Source organism: Streptomyces cyaneofuscatus, from assembly GCF_033109485.1.
Classification (GTDB): domain Bacteria; phylum Actinomycetota; class Actinomycetes; order Streptomycetales; family Streptomycetaceae; genus Streptomyces; species Streptomyces cyaneofuscatus.
The window spans coordinates 316,362-338,362 of the sequence record NZ_CP137002.1; the positions used below are offsets into that span (position 1 = coordinate 316,362).

Genomic DNA, 22,001 nt, shown 5'->3' on the forward strand with positions numbered 1-22,001 from the left:
GCGCGGAAGCCGAGGCGCGCGCAAAGCCGAAGCGTGCGGAAGGCGGGCGTCCGGGGACGCGCCGGGGTCCGGCCCGCAGGTCGGGCCCCGGCGCGGCGTCCTCAGCGCCAGGGTGCGGGCTCGGTCAGCCGGCGGATCTGTGGCCGGGGAATCTGTGGCCGTGGTGGGGGGCGAGCGACATGACAGCTTTCGGCTGTACGACGAAGGGGCGCATCATCATCATGTCCTCGTGCTCGTAGACGTGGCAGTGGTGCATGAACCGTCCGGGCGGCCCGTCGAAGGTGGCGCCGACCGTGATGAGCTGGGCGGGAGCGAGCGAGATGACGTCCTTGGGGCCCTTCTCCGCAGCGGTGAGGGGGGCGTTGCGCAGCCACCGGATCGGGGTGGTGGTGCCCATCCCGTAGCCGCCGTCGAGTTCGAAGGCGGTGAAGGAGCTGACGTCGTACACCTCGCGGCTCAGCCCCTGGAAGGCGACCGAGTGCAGGTGCATGGGGTGCGGGAAGGCCCCCGCGGATTTCTCCAGGCTGAGGAACCTCCACCGTTCGGTGGCTCCCGCGGCGACGGTGAAGCGCACCGGGTCCTCGAAGGTGGCGGCGACCCGCCGGAAGGTGCGTACGGTGCCGTGCTCGTCCTCGATCTGGATGATCCCGTCGATGGGCAGCGGCCCTTCGGGGGCGTCGGTCTCCTCCATCTCCCAGAGTTCGGGGTCCTTGGGATAGACGGGGGTGACCACGACGAGGCGTTCGGGGGCGGAGGCCGGGGGCCTGACCGGCGTGAAGGAGGTGGCGAGCCGCTTCGGCGGGACGAATGTGCCCGGCGCCGCCCGGGAGGCGACGCGGAACTCCATCAGGTCGGGCCGGGCGCCGGGTTCCGGGAGGGCGTTGACCAGGCGGAGCCGTCTGCCGCGCAGGGCGGTGAAGTCCACCAGGAGGTCGGCGCGTTCGCCGGGGGTGAGGGGTACGCCCCCGGTCACCGGGTCGGGAGCGGGCAGCAGCCCGCTGTCCGTGCCGATCAGCCGGAAGGCGGTGGATGGCAGTTCGGCGCCGGACTCGTCGAGGATCTTGAGCAGGTAGGGCCGGTTGTTGGCGGCGTTGAGGGCCCGGAAGCGGTACCACCCGGCGTCCACGTCCAGATGCGGCCAGATCACCCCGTTGACCAGGTTGAACGGCCCCGTGAAGGGGCGGACCAGCTCGTAGGGGTCGTCGGCGACGACGATTCCCTTGTAGAGGAGGTCGCCGGTGAACGCGCCGTCGGCGTCCAGGTCGAGGTTGCGGTCGTAGATGACGAGCGGAATCTCGCGGTCCCCCGAGGGCAGGCGTAAGCGCCGCTCCTCCTCGTCCCTGATCAGGTAGGCGCCCGCGCCGAGTCCGGTCATCACGTTGAGGTGTGTGATGTGCATGGCGTGGTCGTGGTACCAGAGTCCGGCGGCCGGCTGGTCGTTGGGGTATTCGGCGAGTTGCGCCGAGCCCGGCAGTACGGCGTTCTCCGCCCAGCCGTCGTTGCCGCCGCCGGTGACGGCGCCGTGCAGGTGCACCACGGCCCAGGGCGGCAGGGCGGCCACGTCGGCGCGGGGTTCGGAGCCCTCACGTCCGGGCCGGTCCCACATCAGGGGCAGCTCGGGGTCGTAGGCGAAGGGGACCCGGACGGCCGGCAGCGGGAAGGCGCCACTGAGGTCGTTCTCCCAGGCGATACGGAGCCGGCTGCCGCGCCGTGCCTCGATGGTCGGGCCCACATGGGTGCCGTCGTAGGTCCAGAGCCGGGTGGCGGGGAGGCTTCGGTGGAGCCGTACGCGGGCCGGACGCATGGGGACGGTGAGCTCCCCCTTGCGGCCGCGCAGTACCCGGGGAATGGGCAGCGGGTCGAGGAAGGGGGTGAGGGTGCGGGCCGCGCGGGCCGCCGCTCCGGCGGCTTTCCCGGTGAGCCGGGGGCCTGCCTCGCGGGCCTCACGGACGGCTTCGGGCAGGTCGTCGAGCGGGGTGCCGAGTGCGGCGGTCATCAGGTCGGGGCGGGGTGGGGCGGGGGCTGCCACGGCCCGGCCGGATCCGCCGGTGAGGGCGAGTCCGGTGCCGAGGGCCGCCCCGGTGCTCACCAGGCCGGCTCCGATGAGGAACCCGCGGCGGGCGACCGGGTGCGGCGGCTTCGGGGAAGGGCTCATGTCGGATCGGCCGCCATGCTCTCTATCAGGCTCTTGGGCCGCAGGTCGGTCCAGTTCTGCTCCACGTAGTCGAGGCAGGCCTGGCGGGTGTCCTCCGGGTGGGCCACGGTCCAGCCGGCGGGCACCTCGGCGAAGGAGGGCCACAGGGAGTGCTGCCCCTCGTCGTTGACGAGCACCAGGTAGGTGCCGTTCTCGTCCTCGAACGGGTTGGTCACCGATCCTCCTTGAACTCAGGCCTGGGGCCCAGGCCTTGGGTGTGGGCCTGAAAGCCAGGCCGCAAACTTAGGTAAGGCTATCTTTACTTCGACGATAGCGACCCTACCCACCTTGTTCTCGGTTGACTCATCGAACCTCACAACTCCCTTCCGCATCAGGGACGTTGATGGCCGGAAATGAACGCCACGCTCCCAGCCATCCGGCTACGCGGTGCCGGTGCCACGCCGCTTGAACAGCACCCAGGCGAGGTAGACACCGCCCAGCACGGCCGTGGTGACGCCCACCGGGAGCAGGTTGTTGCGCTGGGACTCCTCGACCACCTGGATCCAGCCGATCCGCTCGTCGGCCCACACCAGGGCGGTGAAGAACTGGCTGGAAGCGAGGTGTGCGGCCGACAGCAGTCCGGCGCCCACCGCGCCCGCCGAGAGCAGACTGACCCCGGGACTGCGGCTCACCATGACGGCGATCTGAGGGGCGGCCAGCGCGATGAACGGGATGGGGCCGGCGCTCGCCACGGCGACCCCGCACAGCCCGATGCCCAGCACGGTCAGCGCGAGCCGCGAACGGTTGACGCGGACGCCCAGACCGGTCGCCAGATCGTCGCCGAGCTCCATCATCCGCAGCCGTCTGCCGAACAGCAGGGCCAGGGGCAGCAGCACCACCAGCGCCACCGCCATCGTCTGCACCGAGCTCCAGCCCCGCCCGTTGAGCGTGCCGACGAGCCAGATGTGCGCGTTCTGGGCGTCGTTGAGCGAGGACCTGGTGAGGAGGTAGGAGTTGACCGAGCCGAGCATGGCGGTCACCCCGAGCCCGATGAGCACCAGCCGGATACCGTGCAGCCCTCCCCGGCTCGCCAGCACCGAGACCACCAGCGCGGTGGCCAGTCCTCCGGCGATCGCCCCGGCCGCCACCGAGGCGGCCGCTCCCCCGAAGGTCACGATGACCAGGATCGCGCCGGTCGCCGCGCCGCTGTTGAAGCCGATGACGTCCGGACTGGCCAGGGCATTGCGGGAGACGCTCTGGAAGATCGCGCCGCTGATGCCCAGCGCGCAGCCGACCAGGATCGCCAGCAGCGCCTGCGGCAGGCGTTCCTGGTTGACGAAGTGGACGGCGAGCCGGTCGCCCGTCCCGTAGAACAGGGCGCGGCCCACTTCGGGGACGGTCACCGGGTAGGCGCCGACGCAGAGGCTGACCAGCAAGAAGCCCCCGGCGAGCAGCAGCGCGCCGACGATCACCGCACCGGTCCGCCGGTGCATCCGGAAGCTGACCCGCCCGGCCCAGAGCCGTACCGGCCGGGCGGGGGCGGTGGAGGGGCCCGCGCTCTGCCGGGCGGGCCGGACCTCGGTCGTCGTCACAGCGAGGCCTCCTTACGACGGCACACCATGGCGATGAAGACCGGCGCGCCGATCACCGCCGTCACGGCGCCGACCTCCAGCTCGTCGCCCGGCAGTGCCACCCGGCCGATGATGTCCGAGACCAGCAGGAGCACGGGGGCGAGCAGCATCGAGTACGGCAGCACCCAGCGCAGATCGGGGCCGGTCAGCCAGCGCGCCACGAGGGGGACGACGAGGCCGACGAAGGCGATCGGGCCGGCGGCCGCGGTCGACGCGCCGCAGAGCAGGGTCACCACGACCACGGCGGCGATCCGGGTCCGGGCGATGCGTGCGCCGAGCGCCCGCCCCAGTTCGTCACCCAGGGCGAGGGAGTTGAGCGAGCGGGCCAGCAGCAGGGCGATCACCAGGCCGATGACGATGAACGGCAGGAGCTGCACGACGAGTTCGGGTTCCCGCCCGGCGAGCGAGCCGACCATCCAGAAGCGCAGGTAGTCGTAGGTGGCCGAGTCGAAGACGGTGAGTCCGGCGATGACCCCGCTCAGGCTCGCGCTCACGGCGGCTCCGGCCAGGGCGAGACGTACGGGCGTGGGCCCGGCCCGCCCGGAGGCGCCGAGGACGTACACGATGACGGTGGTGAGCGCGGCGCCCGCGAAGGAGAACCAGACCAGCGAGCCGAAGCCCGCGAGGCCGATGACACCGATGCCGAACACCACTGCGGCGGAGGCGCCCGCGTTGACGCCGAGCAGTCCGGGGTCGGCCAGGGGGTTACGGGTCACGGCCTGCATCACCGCTCCCGCCACGCCGAGGGCCGCGCCGGTCATCAGGCCGACGAGGGTGCGCGGCAGCCTCAACTGCCGGATCACATCGGTGGTGTAGGAGCCGTCGTCGTTCCAGATGGCCGTCCATACCTGGCCGAGCGTGGTGTCCTTGGCGCCGATCCAGGTGCTCAGCGCGACGAGGAGGAGCAGGAGCCCCCCGAGGACGAGCAGTCCGCCGCCCCGCAGGGCGATGCGGGCCGGGGTCGTTTCCTGGTGCTTGCGGGCCGCCGGGGCGGGGCGGCCGAGGGTGGTCTGACCGGGCACTGGAGCCTCTCACCCACCCGTCCGGTGGCGGGCGGGAGCGGATAACGCCCCGCGCGCACGGTCTCCTGAGGCGCCGCGGTCGGTTGCGCGACGGTGCACGGCGGTCACAGCCCGAGGTCGCTGAGGCGCGCCTCGTAGCGGATGGTGAGGTCCTGCTCGTCGTCGACCGGGTCGTCCCAGAGGGCCAGCAGCTCGGCGCGGACGGCCTCGGGCAGGGCCTCGTACCGCTCGTTCCAGCTGTCGGCGTCCGGGATCCAGTAGCCGACGACCTTGAACCGGGTGGCGGGCAGCCCCAGCTCCTTGCGGAGGTAACGGCGTACGGTGCGCAGCGCGTTGGTCTCGCCCGCGACCCAGACGTAGCCGCCGGTCATGTCCGTGCCGGGCGGGATCGCGGCGCTCACCAGCTCGGCCAGCCGGCTGGCCTCGTGGCCGTTGCCGCCGTAGGTCCAGGTGACCTTGGTGCCGGGCAGCGGCTGGACGGCCTCGGGGCCGGGGAGTTCGACGACCACGCGGGTGGCGACCTCGTCCGGGGTGTTCTCCAGGAGGCGCGCCACGGCGGGCAGGCCGGTCTGGTCGGCGATCAGCACCTGCCAGGCGAGGTCGTCCGGCGGGCTGTAGAGGCCGGTCGGGTCGTTCACCCCGAGCACGTCCCCGGGCTGCGCACCGGCCACCCAGGTCGAGGCCACCCCGTGGTCGTGGAGCACGAAGTCGACGTCGATCTCCCGGCTCTCCGGGCGCGCCGCCCGCACGGTGTACGTACGCATCGGGGCGACGGGCCGGCCCTCCGGGGTCTCCCAGCCCTTCTCCGTGGTGACGGGCAGGGAGACGTCCGAGCGGTCGGGGCCGTGCGGGAAGAAGAGGCGTATGTACTCGTCGCCGACCCCGGTGGACTCGAAGCCGGCGAGACCTTCGCCATGGAGCGTGACGCGGGTCATCGTCGCGGTGAGCGGCTGGACTCGGGCGACGACGGCTCGGTGGATCGTCATGGACAAGGCCCCTTCGTGCGAAGTTTCCGGATCGACTTAGGTCAGCCTAACCTTCCATCGGGGGTTGTTCGATACCACCTCGGGTGCACGGCCCCGCCCGGGTCCGGTATCAGCAGATCCGCGGCAGTTGCTCACCCAGGGGCATGTCCACCACCCGGGTTCCGCCGAGGCCGGTGGCGGCCACGACCATGCCGGGATGGTCCTCGACGCAGGTCCCGATCCGCACCGACTCCTTGCCGAGCGGGTGGGCGCGCATCGCCTCCAGGACGGCGTCGGCGTGGTCGGGCGGTACGAAGGCGACGAGCTTGCCCTCGTTGGCGACGTACAGGGGGTCGAGGCCGAGGAAGGAGCAGGCGTTGGCGACGGTGTCGGGGACGGGGAGGGAACGCTCGTCGAGGGTGATCCCGACGCCCGCCGCCCCGGCGATCTCGTCGAGCGAGGTGGCCAGGCCGCCCCGGGTGGGGTCGCGCAGGACCTGGAGGTCCGGGCAGACGGCGAGCATGTCGGCCACCAGGCCGGCCAGGGAAGCGGTGTCGCCCTGGATCTCGACGCCGAACTCCAGGCCCTCGCGCACGCTCATGATGGCGACGCCGTGGACCCCGATCTCTCCGCTGACCAGGACCGCGTCGCCGGGCGCGGCCCGCAGCGGGCGGATGTCGACGCCGTCGTCGCCGAAGCCGCACCAGTAGCCCTCGGGTTTGATGCGCTCGTTCGGGATGAAGCCCTCGACCACCAGGACGAAGGGTTCCAGCTCGCCCCGGTCGGCCTAGAAGAACCACTCCACGAAGTTGTCGGCGCCCTCGACGGGTCCGCACTCGTAGTCGATGAGGGGCCGGTGGACCGCGACCTTGGGCAGGCCGGGCAAGGCGCCGAGCGTGAGTTTCTCGATGCTCGGCTGGGTGGCGGCGGTGAGGGACACGGAGTCGCCGTCGCAGCTCAGAGCCGCGTTGATCCAGAGGATGTGAACGGTCGGGTCTTCCTGAGGTGTCTCCATCACGTCCGTGTCGGCCGTGGTGGCGGTCGGGGCATCCATGGGCCCTCCTCGGGTCGGCCCGCTTCAGGAACTTCTAGCCGGCAGCCTCTTTCCTGGATGCCGCGCGCACGTCCCGGCCGGTAAGTGCGCGGGGGCCCTATTGCCGCCCCGCATCCCCTGCGTACGCGGACATGCCGACGGCCACCGCCGCGGTTTCGCGGACGGGGGCCGTCGGGCAGGCGTCAGGGTCAGGATTCCAGGGTCAGGATGCGGTGAGGACCGCGTCGATCTCGCGGAGGAAGTCCGGCAGGTCGTCGGGGTTCCGCGAGGTGATCAGCGGCCAGCCGCCCTCGTCGTCGCGGACCACCGACTTGTCGACCCAGGAGCCGCCGGCGTTGGTGATGTCGGTCTTCAGGGACGCGTACGAGGTCAGGGTCTTGCCCTGGACGTAGCCGCCCTCGATGAGCGCCCACGGGCCGTGGCAGATGGCCGCGACGGGCCGGCCGGAGGCCGCGAACGAGCTGACGATCCGGGTGGTGGCGTCCTGGAGGCGCAGGGTGTCGGCGTTGAGCGTGCCGCCCGGGACGAGCAGGAGGTCGTACGCGGCGGGGTCGACGTCAGCCAGGGTGAGGTCGGGCCGCACGGTGTCACCGGGGTCGCGGTCGCCCACGAGCGTCCGGATCTCGTCGTCGGAGACCGCCGCCACACTGACCTGGGCCCCGTGGTCGCGCAGGTGCTTCACGGGCACGACGAGCTCGTCCTGCTCGACCCCGTAGTTGGTGACGATCGCCAGGATCCGGCGGTTGCCGAGATCGGTGGTGGCCATGTGCTGCTCCTTTCCTCGCAGGTTCTGCGGTTTTCCTCGAAGGTCATGCGGTCGTGTCGTCGGGCGTTCTTCTCATCCTGCCGTGATGCGGACGCACTCCGCGACGGTGTCGCGGAGGCTTCCGGTCCGCTCCAGGATCTCGCGCTGCACCCTGGCCCCGTTGCCGCGCCGCTCCAGTGCGGCCAGCGCCTTCTGCGCGGCCTTGAGGTCGCCGCTGTCCTCCAGGGCGTCCCGCACATGGGCCACGAGCGCCTGGAGCACGTCGGCCGCGGGCTCGGGCCGCAGGCTGCGCGGGTGGATCAGCCGGTCCTCCAGACCCGAACGGGCCGCCTGCCAGGACGCCACCCGCAGCAGGGACACCTCGGTGTCCAGGGGAGGCTGCCCGGCCCGCCACTCCCGCGCGGCCGTCTCCACCAGCGCCCGCACCAGCGTGGCCAGCAGCACCGTGTCCGCCGGGTCCAGGCAGACGTCGGCGATCCTGACCTCCACTGTGGGGTAGTTGGCCGAAAGGCGCGCGTCGAAGTAGACCATCCCCTCGTCCTTGAGCACGCCCGTGCCGACGAGGGCTTTCACCTGCTCGTGGTACCGCTCGGCGGAGCCGTGGAGCTCCACCGGCCCGGCCGAGGGCCACCTGCCCCAGACCCGGCTGCGGTAACTGGCGTACTGGGTGTCCTGCGCCTGCCAGAAGGGGGAGTTGGCGCTCAGGGCGAGCAGGACCGGCAGCCAGCCGCGGATCCGGTCGAGCACGGCGACGCCCTCCTCGTCCGACTCGACCGAGACGTGTACGTGGCATCCGCAGGTCAGCTGCTCCTGGGCGGTCAGCCCGTAGCGCTCCGCCATCCAGTCGTACCGCTCCCCCGTCCCGATCGTGGGGCTCACCGGCAGCGGCGAGGTCGCCAGAGCCGCGACCGAGGCCCCCACGTCGGCGGCGTGGCGGCTCGCCTCGGCGCGCCACCTCTGCACCGCGTCGGCGATCTCGCCCATCTCCCGGCAGGGATGCGTGGCGAACTCCAGCTGCTGGCGGTGCAGCTCCGACTCGAAGGCCGACTCCCCCTCCGCGTCCCTCTCGGCGAGGGCCAGCACCGCCGTAGACAGGGCACGCGCCTCCCCGCTGTCCGGGTCGACCAGCAGCAGTTCCTCTTCCACGCCCACGGTCCGCACCACAGCTCCCACCCCTTCGGTGTTCATCCGGCGATCAGGCAGAGAGGACGGAGTCGTCCTCGGGACGGGCACCCGGCAACCGGTGCCGGGCGGCGACCAGCGCGCTGTCGACATCGCCCGTGCCCGTCGAGACGCACAGGGTGTAGGCCACGTCGTCCATGCGCTGACGCGCCTCGGCGGAGCCGCCGTCCGCGTGCAGCAGGCGCAAGGCCTCGTACTGCTCGACGAGATTGCGCAGCACGGTGGGGTGGGCCATCAGCATGCGGGGGATCCTTCCGCGGGATTCTTCATGTGAATGGGGACTCTTCATGTGAATGTCGTGTGCTCGGCCTGTGCTCCCGGGCACAGCCCCGAGTACCCCGGCATGGGCGACCCATACCCCCGTGTGGGAAGTCTCCCCCGGCCCCGCCTGCGGTGAATCGATCGGCCCGCAAGGGGTACCCAGCAGGACGGACGATCCGACCCCGGGCACTTCCGGGGCAGCACGGAAGGACGCTCTCATGACCGACCGCAGGCCGGAAGGCACCGCCTACACCGGGGCTTCCGGCTCCCCGCCTCCCGTACCGGCGGACATGCCGGACCAGCAGACCCAGGAGGGCGAGGACGCCCTCGACATACCGATCCCGGAGCGGGTCGCCCGCGAGAGCGGCGACCGGCCCGACCCGGACGAGGCGGGTTCCGGCAAGGACGAGCCGCGCAACGCCGGTGCGCACCCCGAGGACCACCCGACGCCGGACGAGTCCACGGGTTAGGCGGCCGTCGCGGACGGGACAGACGTAAGGCCTGTGCCCCCGGTCCTTTCCCGGACCGGGGGCACAGGCCTTACGTGCGCATCAGCTCAGTGGTGTCCGCGCGCCGTGCTCGACGCGCCCCCGAAGAGGCGGGCGAGGGCCCGGAAGGGCAGCGTGACCACGGTGGCGATGGCTCCTCCGACGGACCGCAGCACATCGGCGATGGCCTTCAGCATGGGATGTCCTTCCTGCTCGTCCCGGAAGCTCGGCGAGCTCCGGGATCAACGGCTCGGACACCCCGGGTACCCGGCATACGCCCCGCAAACCGGACCGGGCCAATCCGTTCGGGACCGGCCCCGGACGCCCTCGGCCCCCCAGGACGCGCGCGTCCTGGGGGGCCGAGGGGTCGTTCAACCCGGATCAGGCGGTGGTGATGTTCTCCGCCTGGGGGCCCTTCTGGCCCTGGGTGATGTCGAAGGTCACCGCCTGGCCTTCCTGGAGCTCACGGAAGCCGGTGGAGTTGATGTTGGAGTAGTGCGCGAAGACGTCGGGGCCGCCGCCGTCCTGCGCGATGAAGCCGAAGCCCTTTTCCGAGTTGAACCACTTGACGGTTCCGCTGGCCATGCCTGTACCTCTCAGCAGTAAACGGATCCGCACCGCGCGGACCCGGAGGTGATCGCCCTGGTTCTCAGGCACTGCACAGCAAAACGCCCGCGCCAGGCGCGGGCAGGTACTGCGAACCACGACATCTTCCGGCGACGCTACACGGCGGGATCACTCCTCACCAGAGAGCAACGCCATTTTGGTGTGGATCTTCCTCCGGGCAGGTGGCTCGAACCCCACCGACTGCGCCCTGTTCAGGGCCCGTCGGCACCCCGGGCGACACTCCGCGCCCAGAGCACCAGCGGCAGCTGGAGGGGCAGCCTGGCCAGGGCCGCGGCCCGCTGCGGCCGGGGCCGGCCGCGCCAGTCCACGGCCATCTGCACATTGGCCGGAAACACCCCGACGAAGAAGCCCGCGGTCGCCCGGGCCGCGGCGCCCCGCGTCCGGGGGTGCGCGATCCCCGCGGCCAGGGCGAGTTCGACCACTCCGCTCGCGTACGTCCAGGTTCGGGGCTCGCCGGGCAGGATCCGGGGCACGGTGGCGTCGAACGCCTTCGGGACGGCGAAGTGGAGCACCCCCGCCCCCGCCATGAGTCCGGCGAGCAGCAGGGGGGAACGCGTCCGGGAGGACACGGAGGACATGGGGGCTCCTTACGTCGACGAGCGCCGGGACCATGACTTACTTGCGAGTAAGTTACCGGCTCCCGGCGCCCTTCGTCCCCTCACCACTGGATCTCGCTACTGGATCTCACTACTGGATGAACCGGGGCAGCCACCGCGCCTGGTAGTCGGGGTGTCCGGCGTACTCGGCGGCGAGCTGCCGTACGGCGAAGCCCAGGCCCACCGCCCGGCCGGAGCGGAAGTCCTGGGCCGGGCGGTCGGTGTCCAGCTCGGCGACCTCGACGTACTCGCCGAGCAGCACCCGGTGCGTCTCGATGCGCTCCAGGGTGCGGGCGGGGTCCTGCAGGGCGATGTGATGGTCGAAGCCGCTGTCCCGCACGGTGAACGCGACGCCGCCTCTGCGGTCGTGGACCTCTCCGGGCACATCCGCCGGGCACCGCCATCGGTCCCCGCCGGCAGCCAGGGCGACCTGCTCCTCATCGGCGAGACGCGCCTGGACGAAGGCCACCATGTCTGCGTTGCCGGCCATTGGATGCTGCTCCCTCGTGTTCATGGATCACTGCGGTGATACGGGGAGCATTGTGGTGGACCGGGGCGGCGCGATCCACCACGGGCAGGCGGTGCGGTCAGTCCGCGGTCTCGCCGGTGCCCTTGGCGGCGAGGTCGGCGAGGACCTGGTGGAGGGGTTCGGTGAGCCGGCGGCGGTACTCCTGGACGGCCCAGCCGTTGCCGTCCGGGTCAGTGAAGTACATGAACGTGGCCCCGTCCTCGGGGGTGTACCGCTGCGGTTCGGAGACCTCCACCCCGCGGGCGACGAGCTCCGCGTGGGCGGCGTCGATGTCCGTGACGCAGAGCTGGAGGCCGTGGTACGTGCCCGGTTGCGGGTCCCCCGTCGGGTTCGGGATGCCGTCGATCAGGGCGATCGAGCAGCCCGAGCCGGGCGGGGTGAGCTGAACGACGCGCGCCCCCGGCATCACCTCGCCGTCGATGTCGACATGGAAGCCGATCTTGTCCCGGTAGAAGTCACGGGCCCGGTCCAGGTCGGTCACGGGGAGCACGATCACTTCAAGGGTCCAGTCCATGGCTGTGGGAGCCTTTCGCGGTGTCGGGGGGTGTGTCGGAGGACGTACCGGGGGTGTCGGACGTTTCGCCGGTCCCGTCTGGGCCGGCCTCCCCGGGGACGGTCACCCCGGGGGTCGCGCCGCCTTGGAGCCGGGCCAGGTCGGAGGCGCGGACCTGGATGACCAGCAGGGCGACCAGCGCGGCGAAGACGGCGAAGCAGGCCGCCACGACGAAGGCGCTGGAGACGCCCGCGGTGAGGACCTCGTCCCCCCAGGGCGGTGGCAGCTCTCCGGTCCTGCGGAACTGGAGCAGCTGGGCGGGGGTGGCCTGTTCCAGGAAGCGCGGCACCTGGTCGGTGGCCTCGTGGCGGCTGGCCGTGCCGAACATCGTCACCAGGATGGAGAGCCCCAGGGAGCCGCCCACCTGCTGGGTCGCGTTGAGGACCCCGGAGGCCGCGCCCGCCTCCTTCGGGGCGACGCCGGAGACCGCCATGAGGGTCAGCGAGACGAACTGCATGCCCATGCCCAGGCCGAAGACGAGCATCGGGCCGAGGATGGAGCCGAGGTACGTGCTGTGGACGTCGGTCAGCGTCAGCCAGCCGAGCCCGATGGCGGCCAGCAGCGCGCCCGTGACCATGAAGGGTTTCGGCCCCCACCGGGGCAGCAGCTGGGAGGCGAAGCCCGCGCCGACCGCGATGATGACGCTGACCGGCAGGAAGGCGAGTCCGGCCCGCAGCGGGCTGAAGTCCAGCACGTTCTGCACGAAGAGCGTCAGGAAGAAGAACATCCCGAACATCGCCGCGGCGAGGCTCAGCATCATCGCGTAGGTCCCGGCGCGGTTGCGGTCGCGGAACATCCACAGCGGGGTGATCGGCTGCCGGGAGCGGCTCTCGATGAAGATGAACAGCGCCAGCAGCACGACCGCCGCCGCGAACGAGCCGAGGGTGAGCGGGTCGCTCCAGCCGTCCTCGGAGGCGCGGATGAAACCGTAGACCAGCAGCACCATGCCGACGGTCGAGGTGAGGGCGCCGACGACGTCGAAGTGGCCCGGGTGGCGTTCGGACTCGCGGATGTAGCGGGGCGTGGCGAAGGCGATGAGCAGGCCGATGGGGACGTTCACGAACAGGACCCATCGCCAGTCCAGCCACTCGACGAGCACCCCGCCCGCCAGCAGCCCGATCGCGCTGCCGCCCGCCGAGACCGCGGCGAACACCCCGAACGCCCTGTTGCGTTCGGGGCCCTCGCGGAAGGTCGTGGTGATCAGCGACAGGGCGGTCGGCGAGGCGATGGCGCCGCCGACGCCCTGGAGCGCGCGGGCGGCGAGCAACTGCCAGGACTCCTGGGAGAGTCCGCCGAGCAGCGAGGCGAGCACGAAGAGCAGCACACCGAAGATGAAGACGCGGCGGCGGCCGAGGATGTCACCGAGCCGCCCGCCGAGCAGCAGCAGTCCGCCGAAGGTCAGCGTGTAGGCGTTGACGACCCAGGACAGGTTCTCGGTGGAGAAGCCCAGGGACTTCTGCATGTGAGGGAGGGCGATGTTGACGATGGTGATGTCGAGGACCACCATCAGCTGGCACGAGGCGATGACGAGGAGTGCCAGTCCGCTGCCCCGGCCCTGCTGATCGGGCCGGGTGGTCTTGCCGGGTGTCGCGTGGGAGCCCGTCATGGGTGGGTTCGTCTCTCGTTCCGAGGGCGCTGCGCCCCTGTCGGGGCGGTCGGTCTTCCGTCGGCCGGGTGAACGCGGACCGTTGACCCGGCCGACGTTCACCCGATCGACGTTATGACGGAACCGGGAGCCTCGCCATTCGATCACCCGAGGGGCGGGGCCGCCCTACTGGAGCGCGCGGACCGCCGCGCGGAAGAGGGCGGGTGCGCGGTGGGCCGCCGCGACGATCATCCGGCGCGACACGGGGTGGCCCGCGGCACCCAGCAGGGCCTGGGTCAGCAGCCGGTAGCGGCGCGTCGCCCCCGTCCACCGGGCCGGGTACTCCTCGGGCCGCCCGGCGGCCAGGCAGCCGACCGCCGCCGTCGCGGTGGCCACGGCGAGGGCGATGCCCTCCCCGGTCAGCGCGTCGGTGTAGCCCGCCGCGTCGCCGACCAGCAGGACGCGTCCGGCCCGTGGCGCCGACGCCCGCTGCCGGAGCGGACCTGCCCCGCGTACGGGGGTGGCGTGCGGGCCGAGCCGGGCGGCGAGGGCCGGGAAGCCGGCCAGGTGCTCGTCGTAGGGGCGGCGGTCGCGGCTGAGGACGGCGACGCCCACCAGGTGCTCGCCGACGGGGGTCACGTACGCCTCCGCCTCCGGTGACCAGTGGACCTCGACCAGGTCCGTCCAGGGGGCGGTGCGGTAGTGCCGCCGCAGCCCGTAGCGGCCGGGCCCGGGGGTGGGGTGGTCCAGGCCGAGGGTGCGGCGCAGCGGCGAGTGGAGGCCGTCGGCGGCGATGAGCCAGCGCGCGGTCAGCCCGGCGGCGGTGACGGTCCGCCCGTCCTGGCGGACCTCGCGGACCTTGCCTTCCACGATGCGTACGCCGAGGGCTCGCGCCCGCTCGTGGAGGGCCGCGTGCAGGGCGGTGCGCCGTACGCCGAGCCCGTACGCGCCCCGGAACGCCGCCTCCGCGCTGCGCCGCCCGTCGGTGTACCGGATGCCGCGCAGGGGGTGCCCGGCCGGGTGGACGCCGAGGCGGTGGAGGGCGGCGAGGCCGCCGGGCATGATGCCCTCGCCGCAGGCCTTGTCGACGGGGGCGGGGCGGGGTTCGACCACCACGGCCTCCAGGCCCGCCCGGGCGGCCTGGATCGCGGCGGCCAGTCCCGCCGGTCCGCCGCCTGCGACCAGGATGTCGATCACGCCCGTGCTTCCGCCATCGGGAGGCGGGCCAGCGCCTCGTCCTCACAGCGGATCCGGACTGCCATGAGGACGGCGTTGAGCAGGGTGAAGACCGCCGCGGTCGCCCACGCCCCGTGGACGAGGGGCAGGGCGATGCCTTCGGCGGCGACGGCGACGTAGTTGGGGTGGCGCAGCCACCGGTAGGGGCCGCCGGTGACCAGGGGCAGGCCGGGGACGACGATGACGCGGGTGTTCCAGCGGGGCCCGAGCATGGTGATGCACCACCAGCGCAACGCCTGCGCCGCGACGACGACGGCCGCCATGGTCCAGCCGAGGGCAGGCAGGAAGGGGCGGTCGGCGAAGTGGACCTCGGCCAGGCACCCGGCCAGCAGGGCGGTGTGCAGGGCGACCATCGCCGGGTAGTGGCCGCCGCCCGCCTCGGAGCCGCCACGGGCCAGGCTCCAGCGGGTGTTGCGGCGGGCGACGACGAGCTCGGCGAGGCGTTCGACGGCGACGCCGAGCACCAGGGCGGTGTACCAGATCATGAGCCGTACCTTCCTACCAGCGCAGCAGCACCAGTTCGCAGCAGAAGCCCGGGCCCATGGCCAGCAGGAGTCCGGGGGTGCCCGGTTCGGGGCGGCGGTGCTCGATGGTGTCCCGCAGGACGTGCAGGACCGAGGCGGAGGAGAGGTTGCCGACGTCGGCCAGCGAGCGCCAGGTGACGTCCAGCGCGCCCTCGCGCAGGTCGAGGACCTCGGTGACGGCCTCCAGGACCTTGGGGCCGCCCGGGTGGCAGACCCAGTGGGCGATGTCCTTCGGCTTGAGGCCGTGTTCGTCGAGGAACTCCCGTACGTCGTCGGCGAGGTACTGGCGTACGACGTCGGGCACGGCCGGATCGAGGACCACGCTGAATCCGGTGGAGCCGATGGACCAGCCCATCACGTGCTCGGTCTCCGGGTACATCCGGCTGCGGGTGGCCACGATCTCGGGTCCGGCGACGGCCCGCCGCCCGCCGAGGGCGACCACCGCGGCCGCCCCGTCGCCGAACAGGGCGGTGGCCACCAGGTTGGCGGGGGTCACGTCCTGGCGCTGGAAGGTCAGCGAGCAGAGCTCGACCGAGAGCAGCACGGCGACGTCGTCGGGCCGGCCGAGCAGATAGTCGTGGACCCGGGCCACCCCGGCCGCTCCGGCGACACAGCCGAGGCCGAAGACCGGCAGCCGCTTCACATCGGAGCGCAGGCCGAGGCGGGCCACCAGCCGGGCGTCGACGGAGGGGGCGGCGAGGCCGGTGACGGAGGTGAACATCAGCAGGTCCACATCGGTGGGGCGCAGCCCGGCCGCGCGCAGGGCGCCTCGTACGGCCTGGCCGCCGAGGTCGACAGCCGAGCGGATGAACACGTCGTTGGCCGCGCCGAAGCCGTTCAGGTCGCGGTAGCTCTCCAGCGGCAGCACGGTGTGGCGGGTGCGGACGCGGGCGTTCTCGTGGAGCCGGTCCAGGACGCGGCGGTCGGTGCCGGGCGGCAGACAGGTGTCGGCCACCATGTCGGTGACCGCTCGCTGGGTGTGGCGGTGGGGCGGCAGGGCCCCGTGGACCGCGGCGATCCGGGTCATTGCGGCTCCTGCGTCGGGGACGTCATCACCCCATCCTGCCTACGAATACGAGCAAAACCTGGCAAAAGAGGCGCGCGGCTGCCGTGTTGACGGAGCCACAGCTCCCTACGATCGCCGGATGGACGCCATGGACTCCATCGGCGGCGCAGGTACGGCCACGGCGGCGGCCCGGTGGCCGGGCCGCGCGGCGGGTCTTGCGCTCGCCTGCCATCCGGGGCCGGTGGTCGCGGTCACCGCGCTCGCCTGCGCCCTGGCCGTCGGGGCGGGCCTCTCCCCCGCACGGCTCGCCCTGGTCGGGGTGGCGGTGCTGACCGGGCAGCTCTCGGTGGGCTGGTGCAACGACGCGTACGACGCGGGGCGCGACGCCCGGGCCGGGCGACGGGGGAAGCCGGTCGCGGACGGCGCGGTCTCCGTGCGCGCGGCGTGGGGTGCGGCGGCGGTCGCGCTCGCCCTGTGCGTACCGCTCTCCCTGACCTGCGGCTTTCTCGCCGGTACGGTGCACCTCGCCGCGGTCGCCGCCGCCTGGCTCTACAACCTGAGGCTGAAGGCGACGGTGCTCTCCTGGGTGCCGTACGCGGCCGGATTCGCCGCGCTCCCCTCGCTTGTGACGCTCAGCCTGCCCGACGCGCCCTGGCCCCGGTGGTGGACGGTGACCGCGGGGGCGCTGCTGGGGTGCGCGGCCCACCTGGGCGACACCCTCCCGGACATCGAGGCGGACCGGGCCGCCGGTATCCGGGGGCTGCCGCACCGGCTCGGCGCCCGGGGGACCCGGCTGCTGCTGCCGGTGCCGCTCCTCGCGGCCACGGGCGTCCTGGTGCTCGGCCCGCCCGGTCCGGTGGACGCCGGGTCGCTGGCCGTGCTCGTCCTGGCCGGTGCGGCGGCACTGCTGGGGCCGGTGCTGGGCCGGTGGTGGCACAAGGCCGCGCTGGCCGGGGCGGTGACCGTGGCGGCGGCGGACCTGGCACTGCTCCTGGCGCGCGGTACGGCGCTGTCTTGAACCACTCATCGCCCACCGCCTCCTGACGAGGCGTCACTCACCGCACCTTCATGACGTGAGCATGCGAGAACCGTTGACAAATCAGAAACAGACCAGAAATCTATCAACTGCTGTTTGCAAAACATTGACTGCATGGCTCAAATACCGTGGAAGCAGAGGACAGCATGAGATGGAAACGGCTCAGCGAACGATCGATCACCGGCCTGCTCATAGCGGGGCTCGTCACCGTCGGCCTGCTTCCCGTCCAGGCGGCAGCGGCTGAGGCGACCGACCTGGCCCGGGGCAAGGCCGTCACGGCCAGCGGATCGCACGGCGGCTTCCCCGTCGTCAACGCCAACGACGGCCAGGTGAACACCTACTGGGAGTCGAACGGGCACCCCTCGAACCTCACGGTGAAGCTGGGCGCCGACGCGGACCTCCAGTCCGTGGTGATCAAGCTGAACCCGGACCCGATCTGGTCCACCAGGACCCAGGAGTTCCAGGTGCTCGGCCGGACCCAGAGCGGCAGCGCCTTCACCTCGCTCAAGTCCCGCGCCGGCTATGTGTTCAACCCGGCCACCAACCAGAACACCGTGACGGTCCCGGTCGGCGGCCGGGCCGCCGACCTCCAGTTGCAGTTCTTCTCCAACACCGGGGCGCCCGGCGCCCAGGTCGCCGAGATCCAGATCCTCGGGACGCCCGCGCCCAATCCGGACCTGACCGTGAGCGCGCTGTCCTGGAGCCCTTCGGCGCCTTCGGAGACGGACAACATCACCGTCCAGGGGACCGTACGCAACATCGGTACGGCCGCCTCGGCGGCGACCACCGTCGATGTCAGCCTCGGCGGTGTGGTCGTGGGCAGCGCCCCGGTCGGCCCGCTCGCCGCAGGAGCCTCGGCCCAGGTATCCGTCCCGGTCGGCAAGCGGCCGCAGGGCTCGTACACCGTCTCGGCGCTGGTGGACCCGACCGACACGATCATCGAGTCGGACAACACCAACAACAGCCGCACCACCGCGTCCCCGCTGGTGGTCGGCCAGAGCCCCGGCCCCGACCTGGAGGTCCGCTCCATCACCTCCAGCCCGTCCAACCCGGCCGTCGGCGCGGCGGTCAGCTTCACCGTCGCCGTGCACAACCGCGGTACCAGCGCGGTGAGCGCGGGCACCGTCACCCGGCTGACGGTGGGCTCCACCACGCTCAACGGCACCACCCCGGCCGTCCCGGCGGGCGCCACGGTGAACGTGCCCATCAGCGGCACCTGGACGGCGGCGAGCGGCGGGGCCACCCTGACCGCCACGGCCGACGCGACGAACCTGGTCGCGGAGACCAGCGAGACCAACAACGTGCTGGCCCGCTCCATCGTCGTCGGGCGCGGCGCGGCGGTGCCGTACACGGAGTACGAGGCGGAGGACGCCGCGTACCAGGGCACTTTGCTCACCTCGGACGCCAAGCGGACCTTCGGCCACACCAACTTCGCCACCGAGTCATCGGGGCGCAAGTCGGTGCGGCTCAACTCCACCGGTGAGTACGTGGAGTTCACCTCGACCAACGCGTCGAACTCCATCGTCGTCCGCAACTCCATCCCGGACGCGGCGGGCGGCGGCGGCCGCCAGGCGACCATCAGCCTCTACGCGAACGGCCAGTTCGTCCGCAAGCTCGACCTCTCCTCCAAGCACAGCTGGCTGTACGGCAACACCGACAGCCCGGAGGGGCTCACCAACACCCCGGGCGGCGACGCGCGGCGGCTGTTCGACGAGTCGCACGCGCTGCTCGCCCAGACCTATCCGGCGGGCACCAAGTTCCGCCTCCAGCGGGACTCCGGTGACAACGCCGCGTTCTACATCATCGACCTGATCGACCTGGAGCAGGTCGCCCCGCCGACCTCCCAGCCCTCGGGCTGCGTCTCCATCACGCAGTACGGCGCGGTGGCGAACGACGGGATCGACGACACCGCCGCCATCCAGCGCGCGGTGACGGCCAACCAGAACGGCCAGATCGGCTGCGTCTGGATCCCGGCGGGTCAGTGGCGCCAGGAGCAGAAGATCCTCACCGACGACCCGCTGGACCGTGGCCAGTGGAACCAGGTGGGCATCCGTGACGTGACGATCCGGGGCGCGGGCATGTGGCACTCCCAGCTCTACACGCTGACCCCGCCGCACGAGGCGGGCGGGATCAACCACCCGCACGAGGGCAACTTCGGTTTCGACATCGACGAGAACACGAAAATTTCCGACATCGCGATCTTCGGCTCCGGCACGATCCGCGGCGGTGACGGCAACCACGAGGGCGGTGTCGCGCTCAACGGGCGGTTCGGCAAGAACACGAAGATCAGCAACGTCTGGATCGAGCACGCCAACGTGGGCGTCTGGGCGGGCCGCGACTACGACAACATCCAGTCCCTCTGGAACCCGGGCGACGGCGTCGAGTTCACCGGGATGCGGATCCGCAACACCTACGCCGACGGCATCAACTTCGCCAATGGCACCCGCAATTCGACCGTGTACAACTCCTCGTTCCGCAACACCGGCGACGACGCTCTCGCCGTCTGGTCCAGCAAGTACGTCAAGGACCAGTCCGTCGACATCGGCCACGACAACAGCTTCCGCAACAACACCATCCAGCTGCCGTGGCGAGCCAACGGCATCGCGATCTACGGCGGTTACGGCAACAAGATCGAGAACAACATCATCGCCGACACGATGAACTACCCGGCCATCATGCTGGCGACCGACCACGACCCGCTGCCCTTCTCCGGGCAGACGCTGATCGCCAACAACGCGCTGTACCGCACCGGCGGAGCCTTCTGGAACGAGGACCAGGAGTTCGGCGCGATCACCCTCTTCCCGCAGAACCTGCCCATCCCCGGCGTCACGATCCGCGACACCGACATCATCGACTCCACCTACGACGGCATCCAGTTCAAGACCGGTGGCGGCCTGATGCCCGACGTGAAGATCCGAGACGTCCGGATCGACAAGTCCAACAACGGCTCCGGCATCCTCGCGATGGGCGGCGCGCGCGGCAACGCGACGCTGACCAACGTGACGATCACCAACTCGCGTGACGGCCATGTGCTGATCGAGCCCGGCTCGCAGTTCACGATCAGCGGCAGCCCGACCGCCGCACGCGCCAAGCGGTAGTCATCTCTGTACGGTTCCCGGGTCGGCGGTTCGCCCGCCGGCCCGGGAACACACATATTTCCCCGCCACGGCTCTGGGAAGTGCAAGGTCCGGCCGCTACCCTCCGCGCATGATTCCCACGGTTGTCTGGGGTACCGGCAACGTCGGCCGCGCGGCGATCCGCGCCGTCGAGGCCCATCCGGCACTGACACTCACCGCCGTCCTCGTCCACGATCCCGGCAAGGTCGGCCGGGACGCGGGCGAGTTGGGCGGTCTCGGCCGCACGCTCGGCGTCGCGGCCACCGACGACATCGCCGCCGTCCTGGCCGGCCGCCCCCGGGCGCTGGTCTACGCGGCGTCCGGCGACATCCGCCCCGACGACGCGCTCACCGACATCGGCCGGGCGATCCGGGCCGGAGCCGTCGTCGTCACGCCCTCCCTCTATCCCCTCTACGACCAGCGCAACGCCCCGCCCGAGCTGCGGGACCCCGTCCTGGCCGCCGTCGCGGAGGGCGGCGGCTCCCTCTTCGTCTCCGGGGTCGACCCCGGCTGGGGCAACGACGTCCTGCCGCTGCTGGTCAGCGGTCTGGGCACCGAGGTGGACGTGATCCGCTGCCAGGAGATCTTCGACTACTCCACGTACGAGCAGGAGGATTCGGTACGCCACCTGATCGGCATGGGCCACCCGCTGGACTACCAGCCGCTCATGCTCGCCGAGAGCGTTCCGACGATGGTGTGGGGCGGTCAGATACGGCTGATGGCCCGGGCGCTCGGCGTCGAACTGGACGAGATCCGCGAGACGCTGGACCGCCGGGCGCTGGAGACGACGGTGACCACCCGCACAATGGGCGAGTTCGCGGCGGGCACCCAGGGCGCGGTGCGGTTCGAGGTGCAGGGCATCGTGGGCGGCGAGCCCCGCATCGTGATCGAGCACATCACCCGCATCCATCCGTCGTGCGCCCCGGACTGGCCATCCCCACCCGACGGCGTGGGCGCGCACCGGGTGGTGATCGAGGGCCGCCCCCGTATCGAGGTGACGGTCGAGGCGTCCGACGAGGGCGAGAACCGGTCGGCGGGCGGTAACGCCACGGCGGTCGGGCGGCTCGTCTCGGCGATCGACTGGCTGGTGGACGCCAAACCGGGCCTGTACGACGCACTCGATGTCCCGCTGCGGCCCGCTGTCGGCAGGCTGGGAAGGAGAACGGCATGATCATCGACATTCCGGAGGGCCAGGAGCCCATCGGTTACGTGTGGGGGGAGATGGTCCCCGGCATCGGCATGGCCGCCGCCACCTTCTCGATGTCCGTGTACGAGCACACGACGCTGGGCCTGCGGGAGTTCGAGGCGGCCCGGCTGCGGATCGCGCAGATCAACGGGTGCCTGTTCTGCCTGGACTGGCGGACGGAGCGGGACGGCGCGAAGGTCGAGGAGGAGTTCGCTCAGGCGGTGACCGAGTGGCGTACGACGGACGCCTTCGACGCGCGGACCCGGCTGGCGGCGGAATACGCGGAGCGGTACGCGCTGGACCACCACGGTCTCGACGACGCCTTCTGGAAGCGGATGACCGCGCACTACAGCCAGGTGGAGATCGTGGAGCTGTCCATGAGCATCGGCTCCTGGCTGGCGTTCGGGCGGCTCAACCATGTGCTGGGGATCGACGCGGTGTGCGTGCTGCCGGGTCACTGACGGAGTCCGGGGCCGCCGGGTTGGCACTCCCGGCCCCGGGCTC

General features: G+C 71.7%; 23 protein-coding genes and 1 pseudogene. 5 read left to right on the forward strand and 19 right to left on the reverse strand.

Annotated elements, in window-relative coordinates:
* Window positions 1-124 precede the first annotated feature (124 nt).
* The 10 genes and pseudogenes from R2B67_RS01230 to R2B67_RS01275 all read right to left on the reverse strand — a co-directional run bounded on the left by R2B67_RS01230 (window position 125) and on the right by R2B67_RS01275 (window position 8,995).
* Window positions 125-2,155: a multicopper oxidase family protein gene (locus tag R2B67_RS01230; protein ID WP_317815953.1), complete on the reverse strand. Its 2,031-nt coding sequence runs from the start codon at window positions 2,153-2,155 to the stop codon at window positions 125-127.
* Window positions 2,152-2,370, reverse strand: a complete 219-nt coding sequence (locus R2B67_RS01235; protein WP_018512889.1) for an MbtH family protein — start codon at window positions 2,368-2,370, stop codon at window positions 2,152-2,154. The genes R2B67_RS01230 and R2B67_RS01235 overlap by 4 nt, the downstream gene beginning before the upstream one ends.
* A gap of 204 nt (window positions 2,371-2,574) precedes the next feature.
* Window positions 2,575-3,726 (reverse strand): FecCD family ABC transporter permease, encoded by a 1,152-nt coding sequence (locus tag R2B67_RS01240; RefSeq protein WP_018512890.1) that lies wholly within the window; start codon window positions 3,724-3,726, stop codon window positions 2,575-2,577.
* Window positions 3,723-4,787 (reverse strand): FecCD family ABC transporter permease, encoded by a 1,065-nt coding sequence (locus R2B67_RS01245; protein ID WP_317815954.1) that lies wholly within the window; start codon window positions 4,785-4,787, stop codon window positions 3,723-3,725. The genes R2B67_RS01240 and R2B67_RS01245 overlap by 4 nt, the downstream gene beginning before the upstream one ends.
* Before the next feature lie 104 nt (window positions 4,788-4,891).
* On the reverse strand, window positions 4,892-5,773 hold the full coding sequence (locus tag R2B67_RS01250; protein ID WP_018512892.1) for a siderophore-interacting protein: 882 nt from the start codon (window positions 5,771-5,773) through the stop codon (window positions 4,892-4,894).
* Between the two features lie 109 nt (window positions 5,774-5,882).
* Window positions 5,883-6,452 (reverse strand): annotated as a pseudogene (locus R2B67_RS01255) (AIR synthase-related protein); the annotation flags it as partial.
* A gap of 87 nt (window positions 6,453-6,539) precedes the next feature.
* Entirely contained in the window at window positions 6,540-6,806 is a 267-nt protein-coding gene (locus R2B67_RS01260; protein WP_317815955.1) for a hypothetical protein, read from the reverse strand.
* 202 nt (window positions 6,807-7,008) lie between these two features.
* A complete protein-coding gene (locus tag R2B67_RS01265; protein WP_018512895.1) occupies window positions 7,009-7,572 on the reverse strand; it encodes a type 1 glutamine amidotransferase domain-containing protein in 564 nt (187 codons plus the stop codon).
* A gap of 72 nt (window positions 7,573-7,644) precedes the next feature.
* On the reverse strand, window positions 7,645-8,760 hold the full coding sequence (locus R2B67_RS01270; protein ID WP_317815956.1) for a glutamate--cysteine ligase 2: 1,116 nt from the start codon (window positions 8,758-8,760) through the stop codon (window positions 7,645-7,647).
* Between the two features lie 7 nt (window positions 8,761-8,767).
* A complete protein-coding gene (locus R2B67_RS01275; RefSeq protein WP_018512897.1) occupies window positions 8,768-8,995 on the reverse strand; it encodes a DUF5133 domain-containing protein in 228 nt (75 codons plus the stop codon).
* A 238-nt stretch (window positions 8,996-9,233) separates the two neighbouring features.
* Between R2B67_RS01275 and R2B67_RS01280 the strand changes: the two genes are divergently transcribed.
* Entirely contained in the window at window positions 9,234-9,485 is a 252-nt protein-coding gene (locus R2B67_RS01280; protein WP_317815957.1) for a hypothetical protein, read from the forward strand.
* Between the two features lie 86 nt (window positions 9,486-9,571).
* Here the strand turns inward: R2B67_RS01280 and R2B67_RS01285 are convergent, their stop codons facing one another.
* The 9 genes from R2B67_RS01285 to R2B67_RS01325 form a co-directional block, all read right to left on the reverse strand.
* Window positions 9,572-9,700: an LPFR motif small protein gene (locus R2B67_RS01285; RefSeq protein WP_018512899.1), complete on the reverse strand. Its 129-nt coding sequence runs from the start codon at window positions 9,698-9,700 to the stop codon at window positions 9,572-9,574.
* A 184-nt stretch (window positions 9,701-9,884) separates the two neighbouring features.
* Window positions 9,885-10,088 (reverse strand): cold-shock protein, encoded by a 204-nt coding sequence (locus R2B67_RS01290; RefSeq protein WP_003964323.1) that lies wholly within the window; start codon window positions 10,086-10,088, stop codon window positions 9,885-9,887.
* A 233-nt stretch (window positions 10,089-10,321) separates the two neighbouring features.
* Entirely contained in the window at window positions 10,322-10,708 is a 387-nt protein-coding gene (locus tag R2B67_RS01295) for a DoxX family protein (RefSeq protein ID WP_398867814.1), read from the reverse strand.
* 109 nt (window positions 10,709-10,817) lie between these two features.
* A complete protein-coding gene (locus R2B67_RS01300; RefSeq protein WP_018512901.1) occupies window positions 10,818-11,216 on the reverse strand; it encodes a DUF6221 family protein in 399 nt (132 codons plus the stop codon).
* Window positions 11,217-11,313: 97 nt separating this feature from the next.
* On the reverse strand, window positions 11,314-11,769 hold the full coding sequence (locus R2B67_RS01305; RefSeq protein ID WP_109980708.1) for a VOC family protein: 456 nt from the start codon (window positions 11,767-11,769) through the stop codon (window positions 11,314-11,316).
* A complete protein-coding gene (locus R2B67_RS01310; protein ID WP_317815960.1) occupies window positions 11,753-13,414 on the reverse strand; it encodes an MFS transporter in 1,662 nt (553 codons plus the stop codon). Before R2B67_RS01310 ends, R2B67_RS01305 begins: the two co-directional genes overlap by 17 nt.
* A 165-nt stretch (window positions 13,415-13,579) precedes the next feature.
* Window positions 13,580-14,590, reverse strand: a complete 1,011-nt coding sequence (locus R2B67_RS01315) for an NAD(P)/FAD-dependent oxidoreductase (protein WP_317815961.1) — start codon at window positions 14,588-14,590, stop codon at window positions 13,580-13,582.
* Entirely contained in the window at window positions 14,587-15,114 is a 528-nt protein-coding gene (locus R2B67_RS01320; protein ID WP_317815962.1) for an isoprenylcysteine carboxyl methyltransferase family protein, read from the reverse strand. Before R2B67_RS01320 ends, R2B67_RS01315 begins: the two co-directional genes overlap by 4 nt.
* Before the next feature lie 13 nt (window positions 15,115-15,127).
* Complete coding sequence (locus tag R2B67_RS01325) at window positions 15,128-16,180, reverse strand: type III polyketide synthase (RefSeq protein ID WP_237329206.1); 1,053 nt, start codon at window positions 16,178-16,180, stop codon at window positions 15,128-15,130.
* Window positions 16,181-16,298: 118 nt separating this feature from the next.
* On the opposite strand from R2B67_RS01325, the gene R2B67_RS01330 reads away from it, so the two are divergent.
* The 4 genes from R2B67_RS01330 (at window position 16,299) to R2B67_RS01345 (ending at window position 21,958) form a co-directional block, all read left to right on the forward strand.
* Window positions 16,299-17,177, forward strand: coding sequence for a UbiA family prenyltransferase (locus R2B67_RS01330; protein ID WP_317815963.1), 879 nt, complete (start codon window positions 16,299-16,301; stop codon window positions 17,175-17,177).
* Between the two features lie 164 nt (window positions 17,178-17,341).
* Window positions 17,342-20,293 (forward strand): CARDB domain-containing protein, encoded by a 2,952-nt coding sequence (locus R2B67_RS01335; RefSeq protein WP_317815964.1) that lies wholly within the window; start codon window positions 17,342-17,344, stop codon window positions 20,291-20,293.
* A 109-nt stretch (window positions 20,294-20,402) separates the two neighbouring features.
* Complete coding sequence (locus tag R2B67_RS01340) at window positions 20,403-21,482, forward strand: NAD(P)H-dependent amine dehydrogenase family protein (protein WP_317815965.1); 1,080 nt, start codon at window positions 20,403-20,405, stop codon at window positions 21,480-21,482.
* Window positions 21,479-21,958: a carboxymuconolactone decarboxylase family protein gene (locus R2B67_RS01345; RefSeq protein ID WP_109980701.1), complete on the forward strand. Its 480-nt coding sequence runs from the start codon at window positions 21,479-21,481 to the stop codon at window positions 21,956-21,958. The genes R2B67_RS01340 and R2B67_RS01345 overlap by 4 nt, the downstream gene beginning before the upstream one ends.
* Window positions 21,959-22,001 lie beyond the last annotated feature (43 nt).

Excerpts from the sequence above, each read along its gene's own strand:
- R2B67_RS01250 (WP_018512892.1), bottom strand. The coding sequence starts at position 5,773 with ATGACGATCCACCGAGCCGTCGTCGCCCGAGTCCAGCCGCTCACCGCG.
- R2B67_RS01320 (WP_317815962.1), bottom strand. The coding sequence starts at position 15,114 with ATGATCTGGTACACCGCCCTGGTGCTCGGCGTCGCCGTCGAACGCCTC.
- R2B67_RS01330 (WP_317815963.1), top strand. The coding sequence starts at position 16,299 with ATGGACGCCATGGACTCCATCGGCGGCGCAGGTACGGCCACGGCGGCG.
- R2B67_RS01295 (WP_398867814.1), bottom strand. The coding sequence starts at position 10,708 with ATGTCCTCCGTGTCCTCCCGGACGCGTTCCCCCCTGCTGCTCGCCGGA.
- R2B67_RS01345 (WP_109980701.1), top strand. The coding sequence starts at position 21,479 with ATGATCATCGACATTCCGGAGGGCCAGGAGCCCATCGGTTACGTGTGG.
- R2B67_RS01300 (WP_018512901.1), bottom strand. The coding sequence starts at position 11,216 with ATGGCCGGCAACGCAGACATGGTGGCCTTCGTCCAGGCGCGTCTCGCC.
- R2B67_RS01260 (WP_317815955.1), bottom strand. The coding sequence starts at position 6,806 with ATGGATGCCCCGACCGCCACCACGGCCGACACGGACGTGATGGAGACA.
- R2B67_RS01340 (WP_317815965.1), top strand. The coding sequence starts at position 20,403 with ATGATTCCCACGGTTGTCTGGGGTACCGGCAACGTCGGCCGCGCGGCG.
- R2B67_RS01280 (WP_317815957.1), top strand. The coding sequence starts at position 9,234 with ATGACCGACCGCAGGCCGGAAGGCACCGCCTACACCGGGGCTTCCGGC.
- R2B67_RS01290 (WP_003964323.1), bottom strand. The coding sequence starts at position 10,088 with ATGGCCAGCGGAACCGTCAAGTGGTTCAACTCGGAAAAGGGCTTCGGC.
- R2B67_RS01275 (WP_018512897.1), bottom strand. The coding sequence starts at position 8,995 with ATGCTGATGGCCCACCCCACCGTGCTGCGCAATCTCGTCGAGCAGTAC.
- R2B67_RS01325 (WP_237329206.1), bottom strand. The coding sequence starts at position 16,180 with ATGACCCGGATCGCCGCGGTCCACGGGGCCCTGCCGCCCCACCGCCAC.
- R2B67_RS01230 (WP_317815953.1), bottom strand. The coding sequence starts at position 2,155 with ATGAGCCCTTCCCCGAAGCCGCCGCACCCGGTCGCCCGCCGCGGGTTC.
- R2B67_RS01270 (WP_317815956.1), bottom strand. The coding sequence starts at position 8,760 with ATGAACACCGAAGGGGTGGGAGCTGTGGTGCGGACCGTGGGCGTGGAA.
- R2B67_RS01310 (WP_317815960.1), bottom strand. The coding sequence starts at position 13,414 with ATGACGGGCTCCCACGCGACACCCGGCAAGACCACCCGGCCCGATCAG.
- R2B67_RS01265 (WP_018512895.1), bottom strand. The coding sequence starts at position 7,572 with ATGGCCACCACCGATCTCGGCAACCGCCGGATCCTGGCGATCGTCACC.
- R2B67_RS01335 (WP_317815964.1), top strand. The coding sequence starts at position 17,342 with ATGAGATGGAAACGGCTCAGCGAACGATCGATCACCGGCCTGCTCATA.
- R2B67_RS01285 (WP_018512899.1), bottom strand. The coding sequence starts at position 9,700 with ATGCTGAAGGCCATCGCCGATGTGCTGCGGTCCGTCGGAGGAGCCATC.
- R2B67_RS01305 (WP_109980708.1), bottom strand. The coding sequence starts at position 11,769 with ATGGACTGGACCCTTGAAGTGATCGTGCTCCCCGTGACCGACCTGGAC.